The following is a 22,707-nucleotide window of genomic DNA, read 5'->3' on the forward strand; positions in this document are numbered from 1 at the left end:
ATGGTGCGGGCCCGTCCGGCGAACCGGTTCCGTCCTCAATCGCCGGACGGGCTGGGTTTGCCGGACGGGCTGGGTTTACCGGACGGGCTCGGGAAAAGCCGGTGCGCCGGAGAGAGGAATCAGCGGTGGGCCGGGAATTCCACCACCTGCTGGTACGTCGGGCGGTTCTGCCAGTGGATCGCCTTCTGGGCGATGCCGCCCAGCGCTCGGTGGATGATCGAGTCCGTGCACCACTGGTCGCCGGCCTTGCAGGAGTCGTCGGCCGGGTAGACCTGGGCCGCCGGCACCGCCGCCGCCTCCTTCAGCGAGGTCAGCAGTGCCGTACGGCAGGCGCTCAGGTCGCCGTTGCCGCAGTACGACTTGGCGAGCGGGCCCTTGACCGGCTGTCCGAGGACCTGGCGCAGGTCCTTGTCGGCGAAGCCCCACCAGCCGTACTGGAACGCCGAACCGCTGTGCGCCCCGCTCGGCCCGTGGCTGGCCGCCGGGGACTCGTCGGTGGCGAGGTTCGCGGTCAGCGCCCCGTACAGGTCGTCACCGAGTCCCGGCCGGAACTCCGCCTCGATCAGCCTCGGCCACCACGCGTCCATGATCCGTACCGCGTCGGCGTGGCTGTACGCGTGCGAGCCGGGGCTGCTCTCCTTGCGCTGGGCGCCCGACGCCCGCCAGGAGTCCAGCTGCTGGACCACCCCGTTCAGCTCCGGGTCGGTGACCGGCTGGGAGCGGATCACCTTCAGCAGTTCGGGCAGCAGCTGCTCCCCGCGCAGATCGGTGAGGGCCGCGTCCGCCATCGCCCGGGTGAGGGAGGCGCGGGTCACGCCGCCCTCCTCGACCAGCTTCGAGACCCGGTCGTCGAGCAGGTCGCCCCGGTGCACCGCGCTGAGCCCGAAGCCGGCGGCGGCGTACCCCTCGGCCTGCTTGTTGTTCCAGGAGATGTAGTAGTCCTGGCCGCTGGAGTGCGGGTGCTCGGCGAACGGGGTGTGGGCAGCGGTGTTGGCCGCCGGGTCGTAGCCCTGCCACTCGTACGCCTTCTCGGCCCTGATCGGCAGCGCCGGGTCGACGCCGGCGGCGCGCACCGGGTTCATGCCGCTGTTGTAGTAGGCGGCGGTGCGGGAGTCGGCGTAGAACCAGTTGAAGGCGTAGTCGATGTTGCTCGCCGCCTGCTGGAAGGAGGCGGCGCCGGTGACGTACGAGGGGTCGTTGAGCATCTGGAAGCCGACGATCGAGTCGGCCTCGTGGCGGTAGGTGGTGCGCAGCGTGGTGTACGCGACGGGCTTGCCGTCCACCGTGGCGCGGTGGGTCACGATGCCGTAGTCGGTGCGCCACACCTGCATCCGGTAGGAGCCCTTGGCGGTGGAGTCGGCGACGGTCGGCTTCCAGGAGTTGGCGCGTTCCAGCTTCTCCATGGCGGTGCAGGTGCCGCGGTAGAGGTAGTGCGTGGAGTCCTTGGTGGGCTTCGAGCCGTCGGGCTCGCACAGTTCGACGGCGTAGGTGTCGGTGATGTCCTGGCCGGCGGAGGTGGCGCTCCAGGCGTAGTCCTGGCCGCGTCCCATCTGGATGTACATGCCGACGCCGGCGAAGGAGACGCCGCGGGCGCTGATGCCGGGGCCCTGGAGTTCCTGGAGCATCATCAGCTGCGGGGCGAAGTAGCCGGTCTGGGGCCCGAAGACGGCGATCGGGTTTCCGCTCGCGGTGCTCGCGCCGGAGACCACGAGGGCGTTGGACATGCCGCGCTTCTGGGCGCCGGAACCGGAGCCGGGCAGCGAGCCCTCCGGGATGACGCCGTCGTCGAAGATGCCCTGGGCCTTCTTGAGGGTGGCCGGGGCCTTGACGGGTGCCTTCGCGTCGGTGCCGGCCGAGCCGGTCCGGTCGTAGACGAGCGGTTCGGCGGTGACGGAGCCGGGGTCCGGCAGGGCCGTGCCGACGGCGTTGTCGGGCTTGCCCGCGTACGGGAAGGAGGTGCCGTCGTGGATGGTGAGCACGGCCTCGGGGTCGTTGCGCTGGCGGAAGGACTCCCAGACCTTCGTACCCTCGGCGACGCCGTACTTCTGCTGCGCGGACAGCAGGGACAGCGCGGCCTGCACCTCGCCGCCGCCCCCGCCGCCGAACTGGCCGCCGACGACCGAGGCGATCGAGATCAGGTCGGTCAGCTTGAACGGCTGGATCTCGCCGATGTTGGTGATGGCGTCGATCTTGCCGGTGAGGACGTACTCGCCGGGGAAGTAGCGGCCGTCCTTCGACTTCTTGCGGTAGGCGTTGATGCCGTCCACATAGGCCTGCGCGTCCGCCATGGCCTGTTCGCCGCGGGCGCCCTCGTGGGTCCTGATGTACTCGACCTGCGCCTCCAGGTCGGCCTCGGTGTACGGGGCCTGCGGCCAGAACTCCTGCTCCAGGCCCTGGTTGGCGAGGGCTCCGCCGGCGAACGAGGTCAGCTCGCCGCGCCCGATGTGGCGGAAGAGGTCCATCAGCCAGAGCCGGTCCTGCCCGGCGGCGTACCCGGCGCCGAACTCGGTGCCGTAGCGGGTGGTGCCCTTGATGTGCGGGACACCGGAGGTCTTGTCCCGGGTGATGGTGACGTCGTCGCGGGGCGAGGTGACGGACTCGACCTGGCCCTTCGGGACGCCGAAGGAGGCGTCGTTGAAGAAGTCCGTCAGTTTCTGGTCGGTGAGGCCGGTGTGCCCGGCGACCAGGCCGTTGTAGCGGTCGAGCTGGTCGTCGCTGTGCGCGGGATGGGTGCCGAACGCCTTGTTGCCGAGGATCTCGACGAGGGTGGCGTTGCCGTTCTCGCCGGGCGGCAGGATGTCGTCGCACTGTCCCTGGCAGTAGTCGGGGGCGGGGTCCGCCTCGGCGGCGCCCGCGTGGGGAGCGGCGGCGAGCAGGGACGTGCCGAGGGCGAGAGCGGCGGCGAACGCAGCGGCTCTGGTGGTACCTGTGCGGGCGGTCATACGGGTGCGTGGGGGCATGCGTACTCCTCCGAGAGGCCGATGCGCCGCAGGTTACCGACGGTATGACCCGCCGGTAAGATGAACATCGGTCACCTTTTCCGAATCGCCACATGCGACGGGTCCTGTGCCGCCGTCTCACCCATCGGACGGCCGCACCCTTGGATGGAGCCGATCCGGGCAGTTGTACGTCCATCCCCTGACGCCGAAGTACGGGCGACGGAGTACGAGCGACGGAGGTGGCGGCCCAATGGCCGGTTTCCGGAGTCTGGCGAGACAGGTCCGCGACCCGCGGAGCGATCTGGCACTGCGGCGGTACTCGCTGCGCAAGTGCCTGGAGCGCTTCGCCCCTTACGGGCACCGGGCGACCTGGGACCATCTGTGTGCACGGCACGGCATAGCCCCCGAGGACCGGGCCCCCGACCCGGCCCGGCTGATGCGGGCACTGGACGAGCTGGAGAGGGCCCGCACGGTCTGGCTCGGTTACGAGGCGGGGTTCGCCGAGCGCCGCAGGCGGGAGAAGCACCGGGGGCTGCGCCGGCCCGGGGCGTTCGACGACTGGCACCGGCGCACCTGGGGCGGCAACGGGGTGGCGCGCTGCGACGACCCGGCGGTGCACCCCTCGGCGCCGCTCGCCGAGGTGCTGGTCCGGCTGATCTCGGCCCTGGAGGCGGAGCCGGGCACCGGCTGCCCGGTGTGCACCCAGCCCCGGATCACCTGGCGGCACGACCTGGACAGCGAGCCGTGGTCCGGGCCGGTGTGCACGGGGTGCGGGATCGTGGTGCCGAAGCCCGTGCTCACCCCGGCGGCACTGGCGCGGGCCCGGCGGACCCGGGCCGGCGACCTGGCCTCGGCGGCCTGAGAAATCCGAGCGGCCCGTCACGTACGGGCCGCTCAGCACTCCTTCCCGGTACGGCCCGCCGGTCTGCGCTCGGGCATCAGGCGCGAGCCGCTGATCCGCTCGCCGCTCACGTCGTCCGGGTTGGACAGGACACAGGACTCCAGCGAGAGGCAGCCGCAGCCGATGCAGTCGGTGAGGTGGTCGCGCAGCCGGGCCAACTGCTCGATGCGGTCGTCCAGCTCGGAGCGCCACGCGTGGGAGAGGCGCGCCCAGTCCTCGCGGTTCGGGGTGCGCTCCTCGGGGAGCTCGGCCAGCGCCTCGCGGATGGTGGCCAGCGGGATGCCGACCCGCTGGGCCGCGCGGACGAAGGCAACCCGGCGCAGGGCGTCCCTGCTGTAGCGGCGCTGGTTGCCGCTGGTGCGGCGGCTGCTGATCAGGCCCTTGGCCTCGTAGAAGTGCAGGGCCGACACGGCGGCGCCGCTGCGTGCGGAGAGCTGGCCGACCGTGAGTTCATGGAGTGTCTGCGGGATCTGGGGCACCCGAAGAAGCCTACGTGGCCCGCCCCCCGCCGGTCCTTCGTTGACAGGAACGCACCAGCCCAGCATGCTGAGCAAGCGCTTAGACAGCGCTGACGGATGGACGGCAGAGCGGGAAGGCAGGGACCAGGGACATGGCTGAGCCGAGGATCTTCACGTCCGCGCAGGAGCTGCGCGACGGCGTGGGCGAGCAGCTGGGGCACAGCGACTGGCTGGAGGTCGACCAGAAGCGGATCGACCTGTTCGCCGACGCCACCGGGGACCACCAGTGGATCCACGTGGACCCGGAGCGCGCGGCGACCGGCCCCTTCGGCACGACGATCGCGCACGGCTATCTGACGCTCTCCCTGCTTCCGGCGCTCGTTCCGCAGGTGATGCGGGTCGAGGGCATGAAGATGGGCATCAACTACGGCACCAACAAGGTCCGCTTCCCCTCCCCCGTGCCCGTGGGCTCCCGGCTGCGGGCGACGGCCGTCCTGAAGAGCGTCGAGGAGGCGGGCGGCGGCGTGCAGGTCACCGCCGTCGTGACGGTCGAGCGCGAGGGCGGCGACAAGCCGGCCTGCGTCGCCGAGTCGGTGTCCCGCTACTACTTCTGAGCGCACGCCCCGGTACGCGAACGCCCCCGGCCCTCCTTCGGGACCGGGGGCGCGCTCGCTCCCGGCGCGGCGTGCTCAGCGTTCGGCGGCGACCATCCGCAGCACCAGGCCGGCGTACAGCTCCCCGACCTCGTCGGGTGTCCGGCTGCCCTGGGCGTTGAACCACCGCGCCACGTCGATGCAGAGCGAGAGCACCGCGAGCGTGGTCCCCGGCACGTCCGGGACGTCGAACTCGCCGGAGGCGACGCCCTCACCGATGATCCGGCGCACCACCGCGTCGGTCCTGCGGCGCAGCGCGATGATCTCGGTGCGGTGCTCCTCGCCGAGCGCGTCGAGTTCGTACTGGACCACGCGGGCGGTGGTGTGCCGCTCGGCGTGCCAGCGGACGAAGGAGCGTACGGCGGAGGCGAGCCGTTCGGCGGCCGTGCCCCCGCCGTCGGCGGCGGACTCCAGCAGGGCCAGGGCCCGGTCGTGGCCGATCCGGCTGATCCGGTGGAGCAGCTCTTCCTTCGTCTTGTAGTGGATGTAGAGCGCGGCGGGGCTCATGCCGGCGCGGCCCGCGATGTCCCGGGTGGTGGTCGCGTGGTACCCGCGCTCGGCGAAGGCGTCGACGGCTGCGACGAGGAGCCGCCGGGCGGCCTCGGGCGTCACCTCGGCCCACGGCGGGTCCTCGGCGTCGGTCTCCTGCGCCGTGCTCATCGTCGCTCGCCCCTCTCAGTCAACAGGACGAACACCATACCCCGATCCTGAGCAAGCGCTTAGGGAAACTTTCGCGGGTGGGGTCTCACAGCTTCTGGAACGGGTCGTGCTCGGCGAGGATCTTCTCCAGGCGGGCCTGGTCGACGCGGCTGACCAGCTGGCCCGCCTCCTGCCGATCCCTGATGACCTTGGCCAGGGTGAAGGCGGACGTGACGAGGTAGAGGACGCCGATGGCGAGGAAACCGCGCACCCAGGCATCGGCGTCGAGGCAGTAGATTCCGAGGGTCACCGCACCCATCGCGATCCCGAAGGACGCGACGGCCTGCCCGTAGTAGGCGGCGGTGTTCTGCTGTCTGACCGGTGTCGTCTCACTCATGCCGCTCAGCATCCGGCGGCGTGGCGCACGCCACATCCGTGCGGATACTCAGATGGTACTCAGAACGCGGAGACCCCCGTCAGCGCCCGGCCGATGATCAGCTTCTGGATCTGGCTGGTGCCCTCGTAGAGCGTCATCACCCGGGCGTCCCGCAGCAGCTTGCCGACCGGGTACTCGTCGATGTACCCGTAGCCGCCGAACACCTGGAGGGCGTTGTTGGCGGCGCGGACGGCGGCCTCGGAGGCGAACAGCTTCGCCCGGGACGCGGCGGTGGCGAAGTCCTGGCCCCGGTCGACGAGGTCGGCGACCCGCCAGGTCAGCAGGCGTGCGGCCTCGACGTCCACGGAGATGTCACTGATGAGTTCCTGGACGAGCTGGTAGCCCGCGATGGGCCTGCCGAACTGCTCGCGCTCCCCCGCGTATCCGACGGCCGCGTCCAGGGCGGCCCGGGCGATGCCGACGCAGCCGGCCGCGACCGACATCCGCCCCTTGGCCAGGGCGGACATGGCGATGGAGAAGCCCTTGCCCTCGGGGCCCATGAGGGCGGTGGCGGGTACGCGGACGTCCTCCAGCACCAGTTCGGCCGTGGCCTGGCCGCGCAGGCCGAGCTTGCCGTGGATGGTGCGGCGGGTGAGGCCGGGGGTGTCCGTGGGGACCAGGAAGGCGGAGATGCCCTTGTGGCCGGGGGTGTCGTTGGTGCGGGCGAAGAGCAGCACCACGTCGGCCCAGGTGCCGTTGGTGATGAACATCTTGCTGCCGTTGACGACGTAGTCCGCGCCGTCCCGTACGGCCCGGGTCGTCAGGCTGCCCGCGTCCGAGCCGGTGCCGGGCTCGGTCAGGCCGAAGCAGCCGATGGCGTCGCCCGAGGTCAGCCGGGGCAGCCACTGCCGCTTCTGCTCCTCGTCGCCCCAGGCCGCGACGGTCTTGGCGACCAGGCCGAGGGAGACCGAGACGATGCCGCGCACCGAGGAGTCGCCCCGGCCCAGCTCCTCGGTCACCAGGCAGTACGCGAGGTGGTCGCCGCCCGAGCCGCCGTACTCCTCGGGGACGGTCAGGCCGAGGAAGCCGAGGGCGCCGAGCTTCTTCACGATCGACTTGTCGACGTTCTCGGATCGGTCCCACTCGACGGCGTACGGGGCGACGTCGCGGGCGACGAAGTCCTCGGCGAGCCGGCGGACGGCCTCCTGCTCCTCGCTGAGCTCCAGATTCATCGGCCGCACCCTCCCTCGAAATTAGCACTGCTAGTTTTAGGTTCGCAGGGCCTACTATGTGCCGCATGGCCCGCCCGCGCAAGCCCCTCCTGAGCAGAGAACGCATCGTCGAGAAGGCGAGCGCCCTCGTGGACGCCGAGGGTCTGGACGCCGTGTCGACCCGACGTCTGGCGGCCGAACTGGGGGTCAGCGGGCCGTCCCTGTACAACCACTTCCGCAACAAGGACGAGATCCTGGACGCGATCGCCGACGCCGTGTCCGCGCAGGTCGACCTGTCGATGTTCGAGGAGTCCGATCCCCGCGACTGGCGGGCCGCCCTGCACGACTGGGCCGTCTCCTACCGTGCGGCGCTCGCCGCGCACCCGCACATCGTCCCGGTGCTCGCCCAGGGCCCCGGGCGCCGGCCGGCCGGGCTGCGGGTCGCGGACGCCGTGTTCGGGGCGATGGTGCGGGCGGGGTGGCCGCCGGTCCAGGCCACGTACATCGGGGCCCTGATGCGCTACTTCATCACCGGCTCGGCGCTCGGCTCCTTCGCCCGGGGCTTCGTGGACGACGAGACGGCGTACGACCCCGCCGACTACCCGCACCTGGGCCAGGCGCACCTGCTGGCCGAGCGGCGCCAGCAGGTGGACGAGGGGGCCTTCGAGACGGGGCTGCGGGCCCTGGTGGACGGGCTCGTGCTCCAGTACGAGCAACTGGAGCCCGCCGCCCGTTCCGCCGCGAATCGCTAGAAGACCACCAGCGCCCGGCCGCCCCTGCCCGCGATCATGTTGTCGAAGGCGGCCGGGATGCCGTCCAGCCCGATCCGTTCGGTGACCATCATCGAGAGGTCGAAGCGGCCCGCCCGGATGTGGTCGGCCAGCACCGGCAGGTCGCGGGCCGGGTCGCTGTTGCCGTAGACGCAGCCCGTCAGGGTCCGGCCCCAGTGGAAGATCTCCAGGGCGTTGAACGTCACCTGCTGGTCCTTGCCGCCGATGCCGACGACCGTGGTGCGGCCGCCCCGGCGGGTGGCCTCCCAGGCGCTGCGGATGGTGGCGGCCCGGCCCACGCACTCGACGGCCACGTCCGCGCCCTGGCCGCCGGTGAGCCGCCGGATCTCGCGGGGTGTGGTGTCGGAGGCGATGACGTAGTCGGTGGCGCCCGCCCGGCGGGCCAGCTCCTCCTTCTCCGGGGACACGTCCACCGCGATGGTCTTCGAGGCGCCGGCGATCCGGGCGGCCTGGAGGACGGCGAGGCCGACGCCCCCGATGCCGAACACGACGACGGTCTCGCCCGCCCGGACCCGGGCGCTGTGGTGGACGGCGCCGTACCCGGTGAGCACCGCGCAGCCGAGCAGCGCCGCGTCGGTGAGCGGGATGCCGTCCGGGGCGGGCAGCACGCAGTTCGCGGCGACGACGGTCTCCTCGGCGAAGGCGGCGACGTTCAGTCCGGGGTGCAGTTCGGTGCCGTCCGCGGTGCGGGCGTGGATGTTCGCCGCGCCGGCCAGGGCGCCCGCGCAGAGCCAGACCTCCCCGATCCCGCAGTGGTGGCAGCTCCCGCAGGAGGGCGCCCAGTTGAGGACCACGCCGTCGCCCGGAACGACATGGGTGACGCCCTCGCCGACCGAGACGACGGTGCCGGCGCCCTCGTGGCCGAGGACGGCCGGGACGGGCACCCGCATCGTGCCGTTGGACAGCGAGAGGTCGGAGTGGCAGACCCCGGCGGCGGCGAGGCGGACCCGCACCTGGCCGGGGCCGGGCTCCGGCAGGGCGATGCCGGTGATCTCCAGCGGAGCTCCGACGGCGGACAGTACGGCGGCGCGGACCACGGACTGGCTCCTTGCTGATCGGTGTTGCGGGCGCGGGGACGAACTCGGGACGCTCAGAACTGGAGGGACTTGGTCTGGAGGTACTCGGCCAGGCCGTGCGCGCCGAGTTCGCGGCCGACGCCGGACTGCTTGTAGCCGCCGAAGGGCGCGAGCGGGTTGAAGCGGCCGCCGTTGATGTCGACCTGGCCGGTGTCCATCCGGCGGGCGAAGGCGACGGCCTCGGCGTCGTCGGCGGCCCAGACTGCGCCCGCGAGCCCGTACACCGTGTCGTTGGCGATGCGCAGCGCGTCCGCCTCGTCCTCGTACTTCAGGATCGAGACGACGGGGCCGAAGATCTCCTCCCGGGCGATGGTCATCTCCGTGGTGACGTCGGCGAACACCGTGGGGCTGACGTAGTACCCGGCCGGCAGGGGCGCCTCGGGGCCGCCGGCGACGACGCGGGCGCCCTCCTCGATGCCCTTCTCGATGTAACCGCGCACCCGGGCCTGCTGCTTGGCGTTGACGAGCGGGCCGACCCGCTCCCCGGGCACGTACTTGGCGACGGCCTCCGCGGCCAGCGCCACGGCCTCCTCGTACCGGTCGGCGTCCACCAGCATCCGGGTCCAGGCGCTGCACGTCTGGCCGGAGTTGGACATCACGTTGGCGACGCCGGTGCTGACCGCCTTGGCGAGGTCGGCGCCGGGCAGGATGACGTTGGCGGACTTGCCGCCCAGTTCCAGCGCGACGCGCTTGACCGCGCCGCCGGCGGTGGCGCCGATCTGCCGGCCGACCGCGGTGGAGCCGGTGAAGGAGACCAGGTCGACGTCCGCGTGCTCGGCGAGGGCCTGTCCCGCGATCGGTCCGAGGCCGGTGACCAGGTTGAAGACGCCCGCGGGCAGCCCGGCCTCCTCGACGGCCTCGGCGAAGAGCTGCGCGGTGAGCGGGGTGTCCTCGGCGGGCTTGAGGACGACCGTGCAGCCGGCGGCCAGCGCGGGGGCCACCTTCGCGACGATCTGGTGCAGCGGGTAGTTCCACGGGGTGATCGCGCCGACGACGCCGACGGGCTCCAGGAACACCGTGGAGTTGCCGTGCCGCTCCTCGAAGGCGTACGTGGCGGCGAGCTCGGCGTACGAACCGGCGACCATGACCGGCAGGCCGGCGTGCACCGCCTGCGACAGCTTGAGCGGCGCGCCCAGTTCGGCGGTGACCGTGGCGGCGATCTCGTCCCTGCGGGCGGCCAGCACGTCGCGCAGCGCCCCGATGCGGGCGGCGCGCTCGGCGGGCGGGGTGGCGGCCCAGCCGGGGAAGGCGGCGCGGGCGGCCCGTACCGCGGCGTCGACGTCCTCGGCGGTGCCGGCCGGGACGTGGGCGATGACCTGCTCGTCCGCCGGATTCACGACCGCGATCGTGTCCGTTCCCGCGGCGGGCCGCCATTCGCCGCCGATGTACATACCGTCGTGGGCCTTCATCGCTGTTCCTTCCGGGCACGGTGACGGACGGGATCGTCCGATCCCCAAACTAGCGCTGTTAGTTTTCAGGCGCCAGAGACCTCCGTCACGTGCCGGACCCGCCCGCCGCCGCGTGAGCCGGCGGGCGGGACTCTCAGCGCGCGCTACACCTCCAGGCCCGGTACGTCCCTCGGCAGCGGGCAGATCCGGCGGCCCTGGTGGTCGAAGACGTACAGGTGCGCGAGGTCGACCAGGAGAGGCACCTGTCCCCCGGTGCGCAGCCGCATGTCGGGGCCGGTGCGGACGACGAGGTCGCTGGAGGTGACGGCGGGGCGGTCCGGGCTGTGCGCGCCCGGCGGCAGCGTGTCGGTGTCCGGTGCGTCCAGGACGGCGACGGAGCCTCCGACGCGCTCCTTGATCCGTTCCAGCACACCGGTGCCACCCTGGCCGCCGCGACGCCTGCGCGCGGCCCCCCGGTCCGTGCGGGCCGACTCCAGCTCCGGCACGACGGCGGGCTGCGAGCCGGTGTTGAGGTGGACCAGCGCCTCGTGGCCCTGGTACTCGACGTGCTCGACGATGCCGCTGAGCGCGACCTCGCCGGGGCGGGCCTGACTGGGCGGGGCGATCCGGACCGCCTCCGAGCGCAGCCCGACGATGATCCGCCGGCCCTGCTGGATGCGCAGCAGCTGGTGGTCGGGGCTGAGCGGTTCGGGCAGCGGGAGGCGCTGGCGGCCGAGGTCGATCGACATCCGGCCTTCCAGCGGCGCGTGTACGACGGCCTGGAGCAGGTTGATCCTCGGGGTCCCGATGAACGCGGCGACGAACACGTTCTCCGGCAGGGCGTACACCTCGCGCGGCGGACTGACCTGCTGGAGCACCCCGCCGCGCATCACGGCGACCCGGTGGCCGAGCGACATGGCCTCGGCCTGGTCGTGGGTCACGTAGACGGTGGTGACGCCGAGTTCCCTGGTGAGCTGGGAGATCTCGGCGCGCAGGTGGTTGCGGAGCTTCGCGTCGAGGTTGGAGAGCGGTTCGTCCATCAGGAACGCGGACGGCTGGCGCGAGATCGCCCGACCCATCGCCACCCGCTGGCGCTCACCACCGGAGAGCTGGCCGGGCAGCCGGTCCAGGACGCTCTCGATGCCGAGCATCCTGGCGGTGTTCTCGATGCGCTCGTTGTGGTCCTGGCGCGGGTTCTCCAGCTTCAGCGGGAAGCCGATGTTGGCCCGGTTGGTCATGGTCGGGTAGAGCGCGAAGTTCTGGAAGACCATGGCCATCTCGCGTTCGCGAGGGGTGAGGTGGTTGGCCGGCTCGCCGTCGAGCAGGATCTCGCCCTCGGTGATGTCCTCCAGACCGGCGATCATGCGGAGCACGGTCGACTTGCCGCACCCCGAGGGGCCCAGCAGGACGACGAACTCGCCCGGGTCGATGGAGAGCGAGAGACGGTCGACGGCGCGCGAGGACCGTCCGTAGGTCTTGCTGATGTTGTGCAGAGTGATGGCGCGAGTCATGTGGTTCCGCCCGTGAAGGATGGTGGTGGAGCGGTGGGGAGCGGCAGCAGTGGCCTGAAATTAACCCACTACGCCGCGTGAGGGAATGACTCGCGCAAAGGTTGGACGGTCCCTCCGGGGTTCACAGCTGCGGCGTGCTCAGTTCAGCGTCCGCGCGAGGTAGGCGTGGATCAGCACACGGGTCTCGGCGACGATGGCGCCGTCGCCGGACGGGTCGGTGCGGAAGGCGAGTTTGAGCAGGGCGTCGGCGGCCTCCACGCAGACCAGGATGGCCCGCAACAGGTCCGCGTCGGCCGTCCGGCCGAGCTGTCCGGCCAGGAGTTCGGTGAGCCTCCCCGCGACCCGCTGGTTGGCGTCGTCGGCCGGGTCCTCGTCGGGTGCGGGGGCACCGAAGTCGACGAGGGCGAAGCCGGGGACGGAGCGCTTCATCGCCAGGTACTCGTCCAGCACGGCGTCGATCGCGCCCCGCCAGTCGGTGGCCTCGATGGCGGTCAGGCGGTCGGTGATGCGTTCGGCGTAGCTGTCCAGGTTGCGCCGGGCGAGCGCGTCGGCCAGGGCGCGCTTGTTGGAGAAGAAGCGGTAGACGGAGCCGATGGGTACCCCGGCGCGTGCGGCCACCGCCCGGGTGGAGAGCTGTTCGTAGCCGGTCTCGTCGAGGAGTTCGGCGCAGGCGTCGAGTATCCGGGCGAGGCGTTCTGCGCTGCGCTGCTGCACCGGGGTGCGGCGGAGGTTCGTGTTCGCGTGGGGCACGCCTTCCATGATGCCGTGGGCCTCCTGCGCCGGTGGCGGGGGTGGGTCGCACTCACGCGATGAGCAGGGCGAGACCTCCGACGGTGTACGCGATCATCAGGATCAGCAGCGGGAGTTGGCCGATGACGGCGCGTCCCGACGGCAGGAGCCGTACGGACCTGTCGTGCGCGGCGATGACCCCGAGGACGTGTCCGGTGACGATGGCGAGCACCTGGAGGGTGGCGACGCCGCCGGGGCCCAGGGGCGGTTCGGGCGGGGCGGGGCGGTCGGCGCCGAGCGCCAGCAGGACGGTGCGCGGGCCCTCGGTGGCGAAGAGCGTGAAGTAGTGGGCGACGAGGTAGCCGAGGGCGATCGGCACGAGTGAGTGCGCGAAGGCGGTGAGCGGGTGGGGCAGCCGGCCGCAGACGATCCGGGTGGCGCCGGCGCAGAGCCCGTAGAGGGTGGCGACGAGGACGACGGCGCCGAGGAGTCCGAGGGTGGCGGTGGTGGTGCGGCCGAGTGCGGAGGTCTGGACGGTGGTGATCCAGCGGGGCGCGTCGGAGAACCCGTCGTACGCGGTGGAGCCGAGCATCACGCAGACGGTGGCGACGAGTCCGGGGAGCTGGGGCGTGGCGTCGAGCCCGTTGAACGGGGAGCGCAGCACGAGGCGGCGGTCGGCGGGGCGGCGGCCCACCGGGGAGAGACGGGCGAGGAGGCCCGAGTACACCTCGAAGGCGTCGGCGTGGTCGAACCAGCGGGCCCCGTAGCAGGCGGCGCCCGTGAGGTGGACGGCGGCGTAGAGGCCGAGGAACACCAGCAGGGCGGTGGGCGACGCCGGGTCGGGGGCGACGAGTTCGAGCCAGGTGAAGGCGAGGAGTCCGGCCGCGGCGGGCCACATGCCGAGGCGTACGGGCAGGGGGCGGCCGGCTTCCGGGTCGCGCCCGAGCGCCCGGCAGCCGAGGAGGTGCAGGGTGCGCAGCGGGTTGAGCAGCCGCCAGACCGGCCCGAGAAGCAGCGAGGCGGGGACCAGCCCGACCCACAGGAGTACGTAGACGGCGCCGGGCGCCGGGTTGCGGTCCGGGTCGGCGGGCCCGATGAGCAGGTTCAGTACGACGAGGAGCGCGCCGGCCAGGCCGAGCGCGCGGGCGACGACGCGGGTGGCGCGGGCGTCGGCCGCGCGCTGGACGGCGGCCGGCAGCGGGCGGCCCGCGCTCTCGCCCCGGAACCGGGAGGTCGACCAGAGCAGGCCGAGCGCCAGGAACGAGACGAAGAGCGCGGCGAAGGCCCCCGCGAAGGCGTAGAACGGCGAGAGGGGCAGGTCGTGCTGGGCCCCGATGCCGTGGGCGAGGACGCTCACGGCACCGGAGGCAGGGGCGCCCGTCATCGGACGACGAGCTGGGTCAGGAGCAGGTCCGACTCGTGGGTCTCGACCTCGAAGAGCCCGGTGCGGTCGGCGGTGAAGGTGACCGTGACGGTACGGCCGGCGGGCAGCGTCGCCTTCTTGTCGTAGCCGTGGACGTGCAGGGTGTCGTCACGGTCGCTGCGGACCCGCAGGCGCACGGTGCGCCCCTTCTTGATCTCGGTGCGGCCCGGCGCCGGGCTCACCTTGCCGTCCTCGATGGCGAGTTCGACGGTGGTGGTGTTCTCGTCGGGCGTGGCGCCGGCGCTCGCGGAGGCGTCGCCGAGGGTGGCGGCGGCCCGGACCGGGGTGGAGCCGACGGCCCAGGCGGTGTGGTCGTCGGCGTACAGGCCTGCGGTGAGCCGGGTACCGCCCCCGGCCGCCCGCAGCAGCGACTTGGGGACATGGAACCAGGCGCCGTAGACGCGGGCGAGCGGGTGCCCGTCCAGGAAGAGCTGGGCGTGGCCGCGTCCGACGAGCGCGGCGCCGCCCACGCTGTCCGGGGTGAACCGGAAGTTGCGGACCGTCAGGTGGACGTTCCAGCCGTCCTCCGAGTCGGCCCGTGCGGCGATGCTCACCCCGGGCGCGCCGTCGGCGTCGACCTGGCGCAGCCGGTGGCCGTTCCCGTCGTCGGCGCTCAGGAGCCGGCCGTTGCTGCCGGTGTCCTCGGCGTGGCTGGTGCCGGGCTTGTGGTGGGTGGTGGCCCGGCCCCCGCAGGCGCCCGCGCCGAGGGTGAGGACGGCGGCGGTGACCAGGGCGAGGGCGGCACGGGCGAGGTGGGCGCGGTTCATGAGGCATCCCCTTCCGGGGTGGTGGCCGGGGAGGTGGCGGTCGCCGGTGCGGGAGGGGCGCCGTGCGGCGCGTGTTCCGGTGCCTCGCCGCCGCCCCCGCCCCCGTCCCCGTCCGCGTCGGCCTGGGCGCCCGCGCCCCGCTCCCCGTGCCGGGCGGCGGCCACCACGGCCCACACCACCCAGACCAGGCCGAGCAGCCCGCGTACCCAGGCCGGGCTCAGCGGAATCCACGGGATCATGAACACGCCCTTGTCCAGCGCGTCCAGCAGGGTCAGGGCGCCGAGCGCCACGGTCACCCACGCCAGTACCGGCCTCGTCGGCCGCAGCGCCAGGCCGATGCCGGTCCACCACAGGCCGGTCAGCAGCAGGGCGACGGCCGGGACATAGGTGGAGGCGAGGTCCATGGTCGAGCCGGCCACGTCGAGGCCGAGGCCGATGACGCCGAGGACCGAGGCGGCCGTGGCGAGCCGGCTGGAGCGCAGCCGCCGCCACCACAGCACCCCGCCGACGAGGACCAGGACCACGGCGATGCCCAGGGCGGCCTGCACCTCGATGCGCTCGATGCCGCGTGCCCCGTACCAGTCGCAGCCGGCCGGGAGCCGGCGTGCCCGTACGTCGTAGTCGGCGCAGATCAGCAGTTGGGCGAGTTTGACGGGTTCGCCGGCGATCCGGTCGGTGCTGCCGGAGACGGCGCCCCGCTTGTCGCCGCAGGTGGGCAGGGAGCGCGGGGTGGAGGCCCCGGTGTCCGACTGCCAGCAGTTGCCGTCGCCCTGGCCGTCCCACCAGACGTCGGTGCGGTTGGGGTGGGACGTGCCGTTCTTGTCCGTGCCGAGGTGGTTGTCCGCGTACCGGTTGTGGTGGGAGGTGTCGGTCTGCTTGCCGAGGGCGTTCTCGCCGCGGATGAAGGCGGGGACGGCGCTCAGGAAGAAGGCGGCGCGCTGCTGTCCGTAGATCCAGTTGTCCTCGTAGACGTTCCAGTTGCCGCCCGCGGTGATGATGCCGGTGCCCGGCGGCATGGAGATCTGCGGGCAGACCACCCCGTCCTCGTAGCCGCGCTCGGCGGGCGGTTTGGCGCAGGTGCCGTCGGCGACGTAGCGGTAGTAGTCGGCGTTGTTGTCGTGGATCAGGTTGCGCTCGAAGCGGGCGTGGTTCTGCGGCAGTCCGGGGTGGCCGGGGAAGGCGCTGTCCATCGAGGCGCCGCCCATGTTGTGGTCGAACTCGTTGTCGTGGACGTAGACGGAGTCGCCCGCGGTGCCGGAGTAGCCGACCATGCTGTGGTGGCTGTGGCAGCCGGTGATCTCGATCGAGTAGCGCGGGACGTCGTAGCCGTAGCCGTCGTTGATGTCGGAGGCGCTGCCCGGGTAGATGCCGGAGTCGCCGTTGCCGTAGGACTCGCAGTTCTTGTACAGGCCGTGGTCGCTGGCGAAGGTCAGGAAGCCGTACTCGTCGTTCCAGCGGGTCAGGACGTCGTCGATGACGAAGCCGTCCTGGGCGAGGATGTAGAGCGAGTTGAAGGTGGTGCGCTGGGCGGTGAAGTTCTTGAAGTAGACGCCGTCGGAGCCGTCCGAGCGGATCGCGTTGAGCTTGCGGTACTTGGCGTCGATGACGACGTCCGTACGGGCCGCGCCGGTGCCCTCGATCTGGAGGTCCTTCTTGCCGAGGATCGCCACCAGGTTCTGGTTGTGCGGGCACTTGACCTGCTGGGCGTAGCTCAGGATCTGGTAGCCGAGCTTGGAGTCGGGGGCCTTGAGCCGGGTGCACTCCCCCTTCGGCGCGGGCAGCGAGGGCTCCTCCTCGTAGAGGCCGGGGAGGATCGCGATGGTCTTCCCGGGCCCGGTGACGGCGTCGACGGCCTGTTGCAGATGGCGGTAGCCGGAGGTGCGGCACCGCTCGAAGAGCTTCAGGTTCCTGGCTTTCAGGGCGTCGGGGAAGCCGGATATCCGGCGTTCGAAGTCGGCCCGGTCGGTCTTGCAGACCAGGAGGTCGGGCTCGCCGGTGCGGTACACGGGGACGCTGCCGGTGCCGTCGGGCAGGGTGACCGGCCGTTCCTCGTGCGCCTGGGCGGACGGGGCCGTGAGAAGGGCGGCGGCCAGGGCCGCCAGAACCACCAGAAGTCTTCGTGTCCACGACATGTGCGGGAGAGTAGAGCATTGTTCAGCTTTTTGAACCCCTCATGCACGACGAATGCCGTTGACTCGCCCCGCTTCCATTTCTACGGTTACCCATAGGATTCCTTCGGCACCGGGAGCGCACATGGGCGGCATCGAGCAGGCGAGGAAGACGGCGGAAGGGCTGGAGCATTCCGCCGGTTTCGGGAACCAGCACAGCTCACAGGCGGTGCCCGGAGCGCTGCCGCACGGCCGCAACTCGCCGCAGCGCGCCCCGCTGGGGCTCTACGCCGAGCAGCTGAGCGGCTCCGCGTTCACCGAGCCCCGCGCCCACAACCACCGCACGTGGCTCTACCGCATCCGCCCGTCGGCGGCCCACCCGCCGTTCACCCGGACCGGCAACGGCGCCCTGCGCACCGCCCCGTTCACCGAGACCGTCCCCGACCCGAACCGGCTGCGCTGGGACCCGCTCCCGGAGCCCGCGCCCGGCACGGACTTCCTGGCCGGCCTGTGGACCCTGGGCGGCAACGGCGACGCGGGACAGCGCACCGGCATGGCCGTGCACCTCTACCACGCCAACGCGGCCATGACGGACCGGGTGTTCAGCGACAGCGACGGCGAGCTGCTGATCGTGCCCGAGCACGGCGGCCTGCTGCTCCGCACCGAACTGGGCCTCCTGCGCGCCGAACCGGGCCATGTCGCCCTGATCCCGCGCGGTGTCCGCTTCCGGGTCGAACTGCTCGACGCCACCGCCCGGGGGTACGTCTGCGAGAACTACGGCCGCCCCTTCACCCTCCCGGACCTGGGCCCGATCGGCGCCAACGGCCTGGCCAACGCACGGGACTTCCTCGCCCCGGTCGCCGCGTACGAGGACGTGGAGCGCCCGGTGGAGGTGGTCAACAAGTTCTGCGGCAACCTCTGGACGGCGACGTACGACCACTCGCCGCTCGATGTCGTCGCCTGGCACGGCAACCACACCCCGTACGTCTACGACCTGCACCGCTTCAACGTGATCGGCTCCATCAGCTACGACCACCCGGACCCGTCGATCTTCACGGTGCTGACCTCGCCGTCGGACACGCCGGGTCTGGCCGGGGTCGACTTCGTGGTGTTCGCGCCGCGCTGGCTGGTCGGCGAGGACACCTTCCGCCCGCCGTACTTCCACCGCAACGTGATGAGCGAGTACATGGGCCTGATCGAGGGCGCGTACGACGCGAAGACGGCCGGCAAGGGCGGTTTCGTACCCGGCGGGGGCTCGCTGCACAACATGATGTCGGCGCACGGCCCGGACCGGGAGACCTTCGACCGGGCGAGCGCGGCGGAGCTGAAGCCGCAGAAGATCGACGACGGCCTGGCCTTCATGTTCGAGACCCGCTGGCCGGTCACCGCGACCGGGCAGGCGGCGACGGCGGACCATCTGCAGCACGGCTACGACGACGTGTGGCAGGGTCTGAGCCGCAACTTCCAGCCGTGACGGACCCCGCCCGAGCCGGCGACGACACATGCAGGAGGCCCAGGTGCCGCAGCCCGCTCCGAACACCCCCGCCCCCCGGGGCACCGCCTTCGCGCCCGACTCACTGGTCCTGAACCGCAAGCTGCCGCTGTGGTACCAGGTCTCGCAGTCGCTGCGCGCCTCGATACTGGGCCGCGCACCGGACGCCACGCTGCGGCTGCCCACCGAGGAGCAGCTGGCCGCGCACTACGGGGTCAGCGTCCTGACCATGCGCCAGGCGCTGAAGGAGCTGGAGACGGAGGGCCTGATCAGCCGGCACCGGCGGCGCGGCACGTTCATCGAGCCGCGCGCCCGCCGGGGTTCACCGGTCCGGCTGCTCGGCTCGATCGACGCGATCGTGGCCCAGCAGTCGGGCGAGCGCAGCACCTTGCTCGACCACGGCCCGGTCCCCGTGCCGGGCGAGGTCGCGGAGCACTTCCCGGACTGCGCCGAGGTCGTCGGCTACCGCCGGCTGCGGTGCGACGAGGCGAGCGGCGAGCCGACCAACTGGGCGCAGAACTGGGTGCATCCGCAGGTCGCGGCCGGCCTGGACGTGGCCGACCTCGACCGCTGGCCGATGACCAAGGTGCTGCGCGACCGCGTCGGTGTCCCGATCTCCCGGATCACCGACACGGTCGAGGCCCGGCTCGCCGACCCGGCCACCGCCGAACTGCTCCGGGTTCCGCTGCTGAGCCCGATCCTGTACTACACGGGCATCGCGTACGACGGGAGCGGCCGGGTGGTCGACGTGGCGCAGATCCGCTACCGGGGCGACCGCTTCTCCTTCTCGGTCACGGTGGAGGCGCACTGACGCCCTTCCGGCCGCCCGGGGGCGCGCATGGCCCGCCGGGGCGCCCTGCCGCCGGGCGCGGCGGCGCCGTTACGATGCCGGGGAAGGCGGCGGACGGGGCCCGGCGGGCGACGGGGAGGACGACACGGTGGCAGCACCGGCAGCGGCCGGCTCCGGCGAGGGCCCGCGCTCCCCGCTCCTCGACGACCTCATGCCGTGGTCGGTACGGCCGCTGCGGACCGGGCGCCCCTGGGTGACCGCCCCGGACGCGGCGTCGCTGCGGGCCCGCTGGGACCGCCTGGTGCGGGCCTCGGGCGAGGAACGCGACCGGCTGTTCGCCCCCACCCGTTCCCGTACGCAGCACACTGCGGTGGCCGCCCTGCCCGGCCGCTCCGGCACCACCGGCCGCTTCGCCCGCGAGTCGGGCCCCTGCCCGGAGCCGGTACGCGTCCTGCACGGGCCGTACGACGAGCAGTGGCTGCTCCCCGACCACCGCCTGATCGACGTGGCCCGGCCGGAACTGTGGCGGGTCGCCGACGGCCACCAGCTCTTCGTCGTCGAGCACGGCCGGGTGCCCCGGGACTCCGGCCCCGCCCTCTCGGTGACGACGCTGCTCCCCGACGGCCACTCCCCGGCGGGCCGCCCCGGCCGCGTCCGCCCGCTGTACCGCCGCCCCGGCGGCCTCGAACCCAACCTGGCCCCGGGCCTGCTCCCGCTGCTGCGGGCCCGCCACGGGGACGCGGTCACCGCCGAGTCGGCGCTCGCCTGGATTCTGGCGGCGGCCCGCCCCTCCCCCGCCGGCTGCGTGGTCCCGCTGCCCGCCGGCACCGTGCACTGGGCGTCGGGGGTCGAGCTGGGCCATGAGCTGCTGCGGCTCCAGCTGCGCGGGGCACGCGGCGCGGAACGCCCCCGGCTGCCGGGCGGGCAGCGCCCGTACGTCCGGGCCGCCGTGCCGCCGGACCCGACGCCCCTGTCGTACGACGCCGAGGAGCGGGTGCTGAGCCTCGGTACGGGGCGCGTCTCGCCGGTGCCCGCCGGTGCGTGGGAGTTCCGGGTGGGCGGCGTACGCGTGCTGGAGCTGTGGTTCGAGCGCCGGACGGCGGTGCCCGGGGCTGCGGGGCCGCAGGCGTCGGGCCTGGAGGCGATGGGCCCGCGTAGCTGGCCGCAGGAGTGGACCTCGGAGCTGCTGGAGCTGATCACGCTGCTGGCCCTGCTCGCCGAGCTGCGGCCCCGGCAGGAGGAACTGGCCGACGCGCTGGAGGCCGGCCCGGAGATCGGTGTGGAGGACCTGCGCACGGCGGGCGTGCTGCCGGTGCCGGATGCGGCCCGGCGCCCCGCGTCCGTACTGGACCACCAGGAGGAGGGGCCCGACGGGCAGTTCGCGCTGCTGTGACGCGCGGCGTCACCGAGGGGGCAGGTCCTGGTCCGGCAGGGCGACCGGCCGGTCCAGGGCGCCCAGCAGGCAGACGAAGCTGGACTCCAGGAACGCGCCGAGTTCGGCGAGGGCGTCCGGCTCGTCCAGCGGCCAGCTGGTGACGGCCTCCTCGGCGAAGGCCATCCAGGCGCGGGTGGCGACGGGCAGCCGGGGCGACTGCGGCATCCCGAGCCGCCGTTGCCCCTCCTCCACCCGGCGGGCGAGCGTGCCGCGGGTCGCTTCGACGATGTCCTCGACGGCGGGGTGGCTGCCGGCGGCGCCCCGGACGAGGGCGAGGTAGACCTTGCGGTGCTCGGTGACGTACGCGACGAACCCGGCGATGAACGCCCGCAGCCAGGCGACGGGCTCCAGCGAGGCGTCCGGCTCGGTGGCGGCGGCGAAGTCGTCGCACTTCTGCCGCACGACGGAGCGGTAGAAGTCGCGCTTGGAGTCGAAATAGTGGAAGAGCAGGCCCTTCGATATGCCGGCGCGACGGGCCACGGCGTCGGTGGAAAGCTCGTCCAGGGAGCGATCGGCAAGCATGTCCACGCCAATCGCCACCAATTGCGCCCTCCGCTCGTCGGGGCTCAGGCGCGCGGCTCGCTTCTCGGGCATGTCGACAGTGTAGAAGTATTTCGGCACCGAATTACCTCTCCACCCATTTCGGCCCATCGAATACGGTGCGTGACCGGGCGCGGACATGGCGACGCGCCACTGCCGACTCCGGGGATGACGGAAGAGCGGGCAGCAGCGCGATGCGGGGACCGGAGCCGCTTTCGGGTCAGCGGCGGCTACCGAAGAGCGAGCGCCGCAGTCGGCGCAGTGGCGCGAAGAGCGAGACCCGTGCACTTCTGCTGCGGCGGCTGTGCGCGGCGTCGCGCGAGGTGAGCTCGCGCATCAGCAGCGTCGCTTCCGCGGACTCGCGCTGCGGGACGACGGGGCCGCCCAGCACCGCGAGATGGCGGTCGAGGCGCGAACTCGTCGCGCTGCTCCCGCATGTAATGGCAGGCACGCGCGCCCTGCTGCGCACCGTTATCTGTTCCATGTCACTCCCCACCCGTACGAGGGCACTCGGCCCGGGCAGGTTAACCCTATCGCCCCGCGCCGACACTCGTGTATCCCGGGCGCAGGATTGCGCACACATATACGGAGGTTGACGAGCCGTCGACGAATCCGCCCGATTCCGGGGCGAGTTGGTCAGCCTGCGGAAGGCGCGCCCCTTCCGGGGCGCGCCGGAGGTCAGTCGAGCGCGTTGAGCACGGGCAGGTAGCCGCCGGACTGCCCGGCGGCGAGGGGGTGGTACGACTCGCCGATGTTGAGCAGGTTGAGACTGTGCAGCCAGGCGCTTCCCGAGCAGATCTCGTGCCCGCTGAACTTGGCGGCGACGTCACCGAAGCTGAAGCCGTGGTCGGCGGCGCGCTTGGCGGTGGCGGCGTTGAGGTAGTCGGCGGCGCCGTTGATGGCGGTGCGCACCTTCTCGCTCAGACCGACGATGCAGCTGCCGCCGATCTTGTAGAAGCGCGGGTAGCCGAGGACGACGACGTGGGCGGAGGGGGCCTTGGCGCTGATCGCGTCGTACACCGAGTTGAGCTTGCCCGGCAGGGTGGTGTCGACATAGCTGCGGGCGGCGGCGATCCGGTTGAGGCAGGTGGTCTCCGACTGGAGGACACAGGTCGTCATGACGTCCGCGAAGCCCGCGTCGTTGCCGCCGACGGAGATCGAGACGAGGTCGGTCGAGGAGTTGAGCGGCCCGAGCTGATTGGCGGTCACGTCGCCGGTGACCGCTCCCGAACAGGCGGTGAAGGCGAAGGAGGAGGGCGAGTGGGCGGCGGCCCACAGGGAGGGGTAGGCCAGCGTGCTGCGCTTGCAGCTCCCGCTGGAGCTGATGTAACTGCCGGAGCCGACACCCGAGGAGTACGAGTCCCCGAGAGCGACGTAGTCGACGGACGGTGCGGCGTTCGCGGTGGCTGCCCCGGTCAGGGCGATGACGGCGCCGAACAGGAGCGAGGACGAGAATGCCACGAGTCTGGACAATTTCACG

General features: G+C 72.4%; 21 protein-coding genes. 6 read left to right on the forward strand and 15 right to left on the reverse strand.

The window, feature by feature from the left end:
* Positions 1-119: 119 nt before the first annotated feature.
* On the reverse strand, positions 120-2,960 hold the full coding sequence (locus E6P78_RS15180; protein ID WP_136204102.1) for a penicillin acylase family protein: 2,841 nt from the start codon (positions 2,958-2,960) through the stop codon (positions 120-122).
* Between the two features lie 229 nt (positions 2,961-3,189).
* On the opposite strand from E6P78_RS15180, the gene E6P78_RS15185 reads away from it, so the two are divergent.
* Entirely contained in the window at positions 3,190-3,801 is a 612-nt protein-coding gene (locus E6P78_RS15185) for a hypothetical protein (RefSeq protein WP_136204103.1), read from the forward strand.
* 32 nt (positions 3,802-3,833) lie between these two features.
* Here the strand turns inward: E6P78_RS15185 and soxR are convergent, their stop codons facing one another.
* Positions 3,834-4,319 (reverse strand): redox-sensitive transcriptional activator SoxR, encoded by a 486-nt coding sequence (gene soxR, locus E6P78_RS15190; protein WP_136204104.1) that lies wholly within the window; start codon positions 4,317-4,319, stop codon positions 3,834-3,836.
* 131 nt (positions 4,320-4,450) lie between these two features.
* Here soxR and E6P78_RS15195 point away from each other — a divergent pair, with 131 nt between their 5' ends.
* Complete coding sequence (locus E6P78_RS15195; RefSeq protein WP_136204105.1) at positions 4,451-4,912, forward strand: MaoC family dehydratase; 462 nt, start codon at positions 4,451-4,453, stop codon at positions 4,910-4,912.
* Positions 4,913-4,987: 75 nt separating this feature from the next.
* On the opposite strand, the gene E6P78_RS15200 is transcribed toward E6P78_RS15195, so the two are convergent.
* The 3 genes from E6P78_RS15200 to E6P78_RS15210 all read right to left on the reverse strand — a co-directional run bounded on the left by E6P78_RS15200 (position 4,988) and on the right by E6P78_RS15210 (position 7,198).
* Positions 4,988-5,611 carry a TetR/AcrR family transcriptional regulator gene (locus E6P78_RS15200; protein WP_136204106.1) on the reverse strand — a complete coding sequence of 208 codons (624 nt, stop codon included), beginning with the start codon at positions 5,609-5,611 and terminating at the stop codon, positions 4,988-4,990.
* A gap of 85 nt (positions 5,612-5,696) precedes the next feature.
* Entirely contained in the window at positions 5,697-5,987 is a 291-nt protein-coding gene (locus E6P78_RS15205) for a YiaA/YiaB family inner membrane protein (protein ID WP_136315891.1), read from the reverse strand.
* Positions 5,988-6,046: 59 nt separating this feature from the next.
* Positions 6,047-7,198, reverse strand: a complete 1,152-nt coding sequence (locus tag E6P78_RS15210; RefSeq protein WP_136204107.1) for an acyl-CoA dehydrogenase family protein — start codon at positions 7,196-7,198, stop codon at positions 6,047-6,049.
* A gap of 65 nt (positions 7,199-7,263) precedes the next feature.
* On the opposite strand from E6P78_RS15210, the gene E6P78_RS15215 reads away from it, so the two are divergent.
* The gene (locus E6P78_RS15215; RefSeq protein WP_136204108.1) at positions 7,264-7,929 is read left to right on the forward strand and encodes a TetR/AcrR family transcriptional regulator C-terminal domain-containing protein; all 666 of its coding nucleotides are present in this window, start codon (positions 7,264-7,266) and stop codon (positions 7,927-7,929) included.
* Here the strand turns inward: E6P78_RS15215 and E6P78_RS15220 are convergent.
* The 7 genes from E6P78_RS15220 to E6P78_RS15250 all read right to left on the reverse strand — a co-directional run bounded on the left by E6P78_RS15220 (position 7,926) and on the right by E6P78_RS15250 (position 16,994).
* Entirely contained in the window at positions 7,926-9,005 is a 1,080-nt protein-coding gene (locus E6P78_RS15220; RefSeq protein WP_136204109.1) for a Zn-dependent alcohol dehydrogenase, read from the reverse strand. The two genes, E6P78_RS15215 and E6P78_RS15220, sit on opposite strands and share 4 nt — an antisense overlap.
* A gap of 53 nt (positions 9,006-9,058) precedes the next feature.
* Complete coding sequence (locus E6P78_RS15225; protein WP_136204110.1) at positions 9,059-10,453, reverse strand: aldehyde dehydrogenase family protein; 1,395 nt, start codon at positions 10,451-10,453, stop codon at positions 9,059-9,061.
* Positions 10,454-10,596: 143 nt separating this feature from the next.
* Entirely contained in the window at positions 10,597-11,943 is a 1,347-nt protein-coding gene (locus E6P78_RS15230; RefSeq protein ID WP_136204111.1) for an ABC transporter ATP-binding protein, read from the reverse strand.
* Between the two features lie 138 nt (positions 11,944-12,081).
* Positions 12,082-12,702 carry a TetR/AcrR family transcriptional regulator gene (locus tag E6P78_RS15235; protein ID WP_136204112.1) on the reverse strand — a complete coding sequence of 207 codons (621 nt, stop codon included), beginning with the start codon at positions 12,700-12,702 and terminating at the stop codon, positions 12,082-12,084.
* A 43-nt stretch (positions 12,703-12,745) separates the two neighbouring features.
* Positions 12,746-14,056 (reverse strand): hypothetical protein, encoded by a 1,311-nt coding sequence (locus E6P78_RS15240; RefSeq protein ID WP_136204113.1) that lies wholly within the window; start codon positions 14,054-14,056, stop codon positions 12,746-12,748.
* Positions 14,053-14,862 carry a hypothetical protein gene (locus E6P78_RS15245; RefSeq protein ID WP_136204114.1) on the reverse strand — a complete coding sequence of 270 codons (810 nt, stop codon included), beginning with the start codon at positions 14,860-14,862 and terminating at the stop codon, positions 14,053-14,055. Before E6P78_RS15245 ends, E6P78_RS15240 begins: the two co-directional genes overlap by 4 nt.
* Positions 14,859-16,994 (reverse strand): right-handed parallel beta-helix repeat-containing protein, encoded by a 2,136-nt coding sequence (locus tag E6P78_RS15250; protein WP_136204115.1) that lies wholly within the window; start codon positions 16,992-16,994, stop codon positions 14,859-14,861. Before E6P78_RS15250 ends, E6P78_RS15245 begins: the two co-directional genes overlap by 4 nt.
* Before the next feature lie 121 nt (positions 16,995-17,115).
* Between E6P78_RS15250 and hmgA the strand changes: the two genes are divergently transcribed.
* From hmgA to E6P78_RS15265, 3 genes are all read left to right on the forward strand, one after another.
* Complete coding sequence (gene hmgA, locus E6P78_RS15255) at positions 17,116-18,444, forward strand: homogentisate 1,2-dioxygenase (protein WP_136204116.1); 1,329 nt, start codon at positions 17,116-17,118, stop codon at positions 18,442-18,444.
* A 28-nt stretch (positions 18,445-18,472) separates the two neighbouring features.
* The gene (locus E6P78_RS15260) at positions 18,473-19,273 is read left to right on the forward strand and encodes a GntR family transcriptional regulator (protein ID WP_136204117.1); all 801 of its coding nucleotides are present in this window, start codon (positions 18,473-18,475) and stop codon (positions 19,271-19,273) included.
* 127 nt (positions 19,274-19,400) lie between these two features.
* Positions 19,401-20,645, forward strand: a complete 1,245-nt coding sequence (locus E6P78_RS15265; protein WP_136204118.1) for a type ISP restriction/modification enzyme — start codon at positions 19,401-19,403, stop codon at positions 20,643-20,645.
* 9 nt (positions 20,646-20,654) lie between these two features.
* Here E6P78_RS15265 and E6P78_RS15270 read toward each other — a convergent pair whose 3' ends face one another.
* The 3 genes from E6P78_RS15270 to E6P78_RS15280 form a co-directional block, all read right to left on the reverse strand.
* The gene (locus E6P78_RS15270; RefSeq protein WP_168712628.1) at positions 20,655-21,281 is read right to left on the reverse strand and encodes a TetR/AcrR family transcriptional regulator; all 627 of its coding nucleotides are present in this window, start codon (positions 21,279-21,281) and stop codon (positions 20,655-20,657) included.
* Positions 21,282-21,447: 166 nt separating this feature from the next.
* Complete coding sequence (locus E6P78_RS15275; RefSeq protein ID WP_018556059.1) at positions 21,448-21,711, reverse strand: hypothetical protein; 264 nt, start codon at positions 21,709-21,711, stop codon at positions 21,448-21,450.
* 194 nt (positions 21,712-21,905) lie between these two features.
* Positions 21,906-22,706: an SGNH/GDSL hydrolase family protein gene (locus E6P78_RS15280; protein WP_206307813.1), complete on the reverse strand. Its 801-nt coding sequence runs from the start codon at positions 22,704-22,706 to the stop codon at positions 21,906-21,908.
* Position 22,707: the final 1 nt, after the last annotated feature.

Source organism: Streptomyces sp. A0958, assembly GCF_004795035.1.
Lineage (GTDB): Bacteria > Actinomycetota > Actinomycetes > Streptomycetales > Streptomycetaceae > Streptomyces.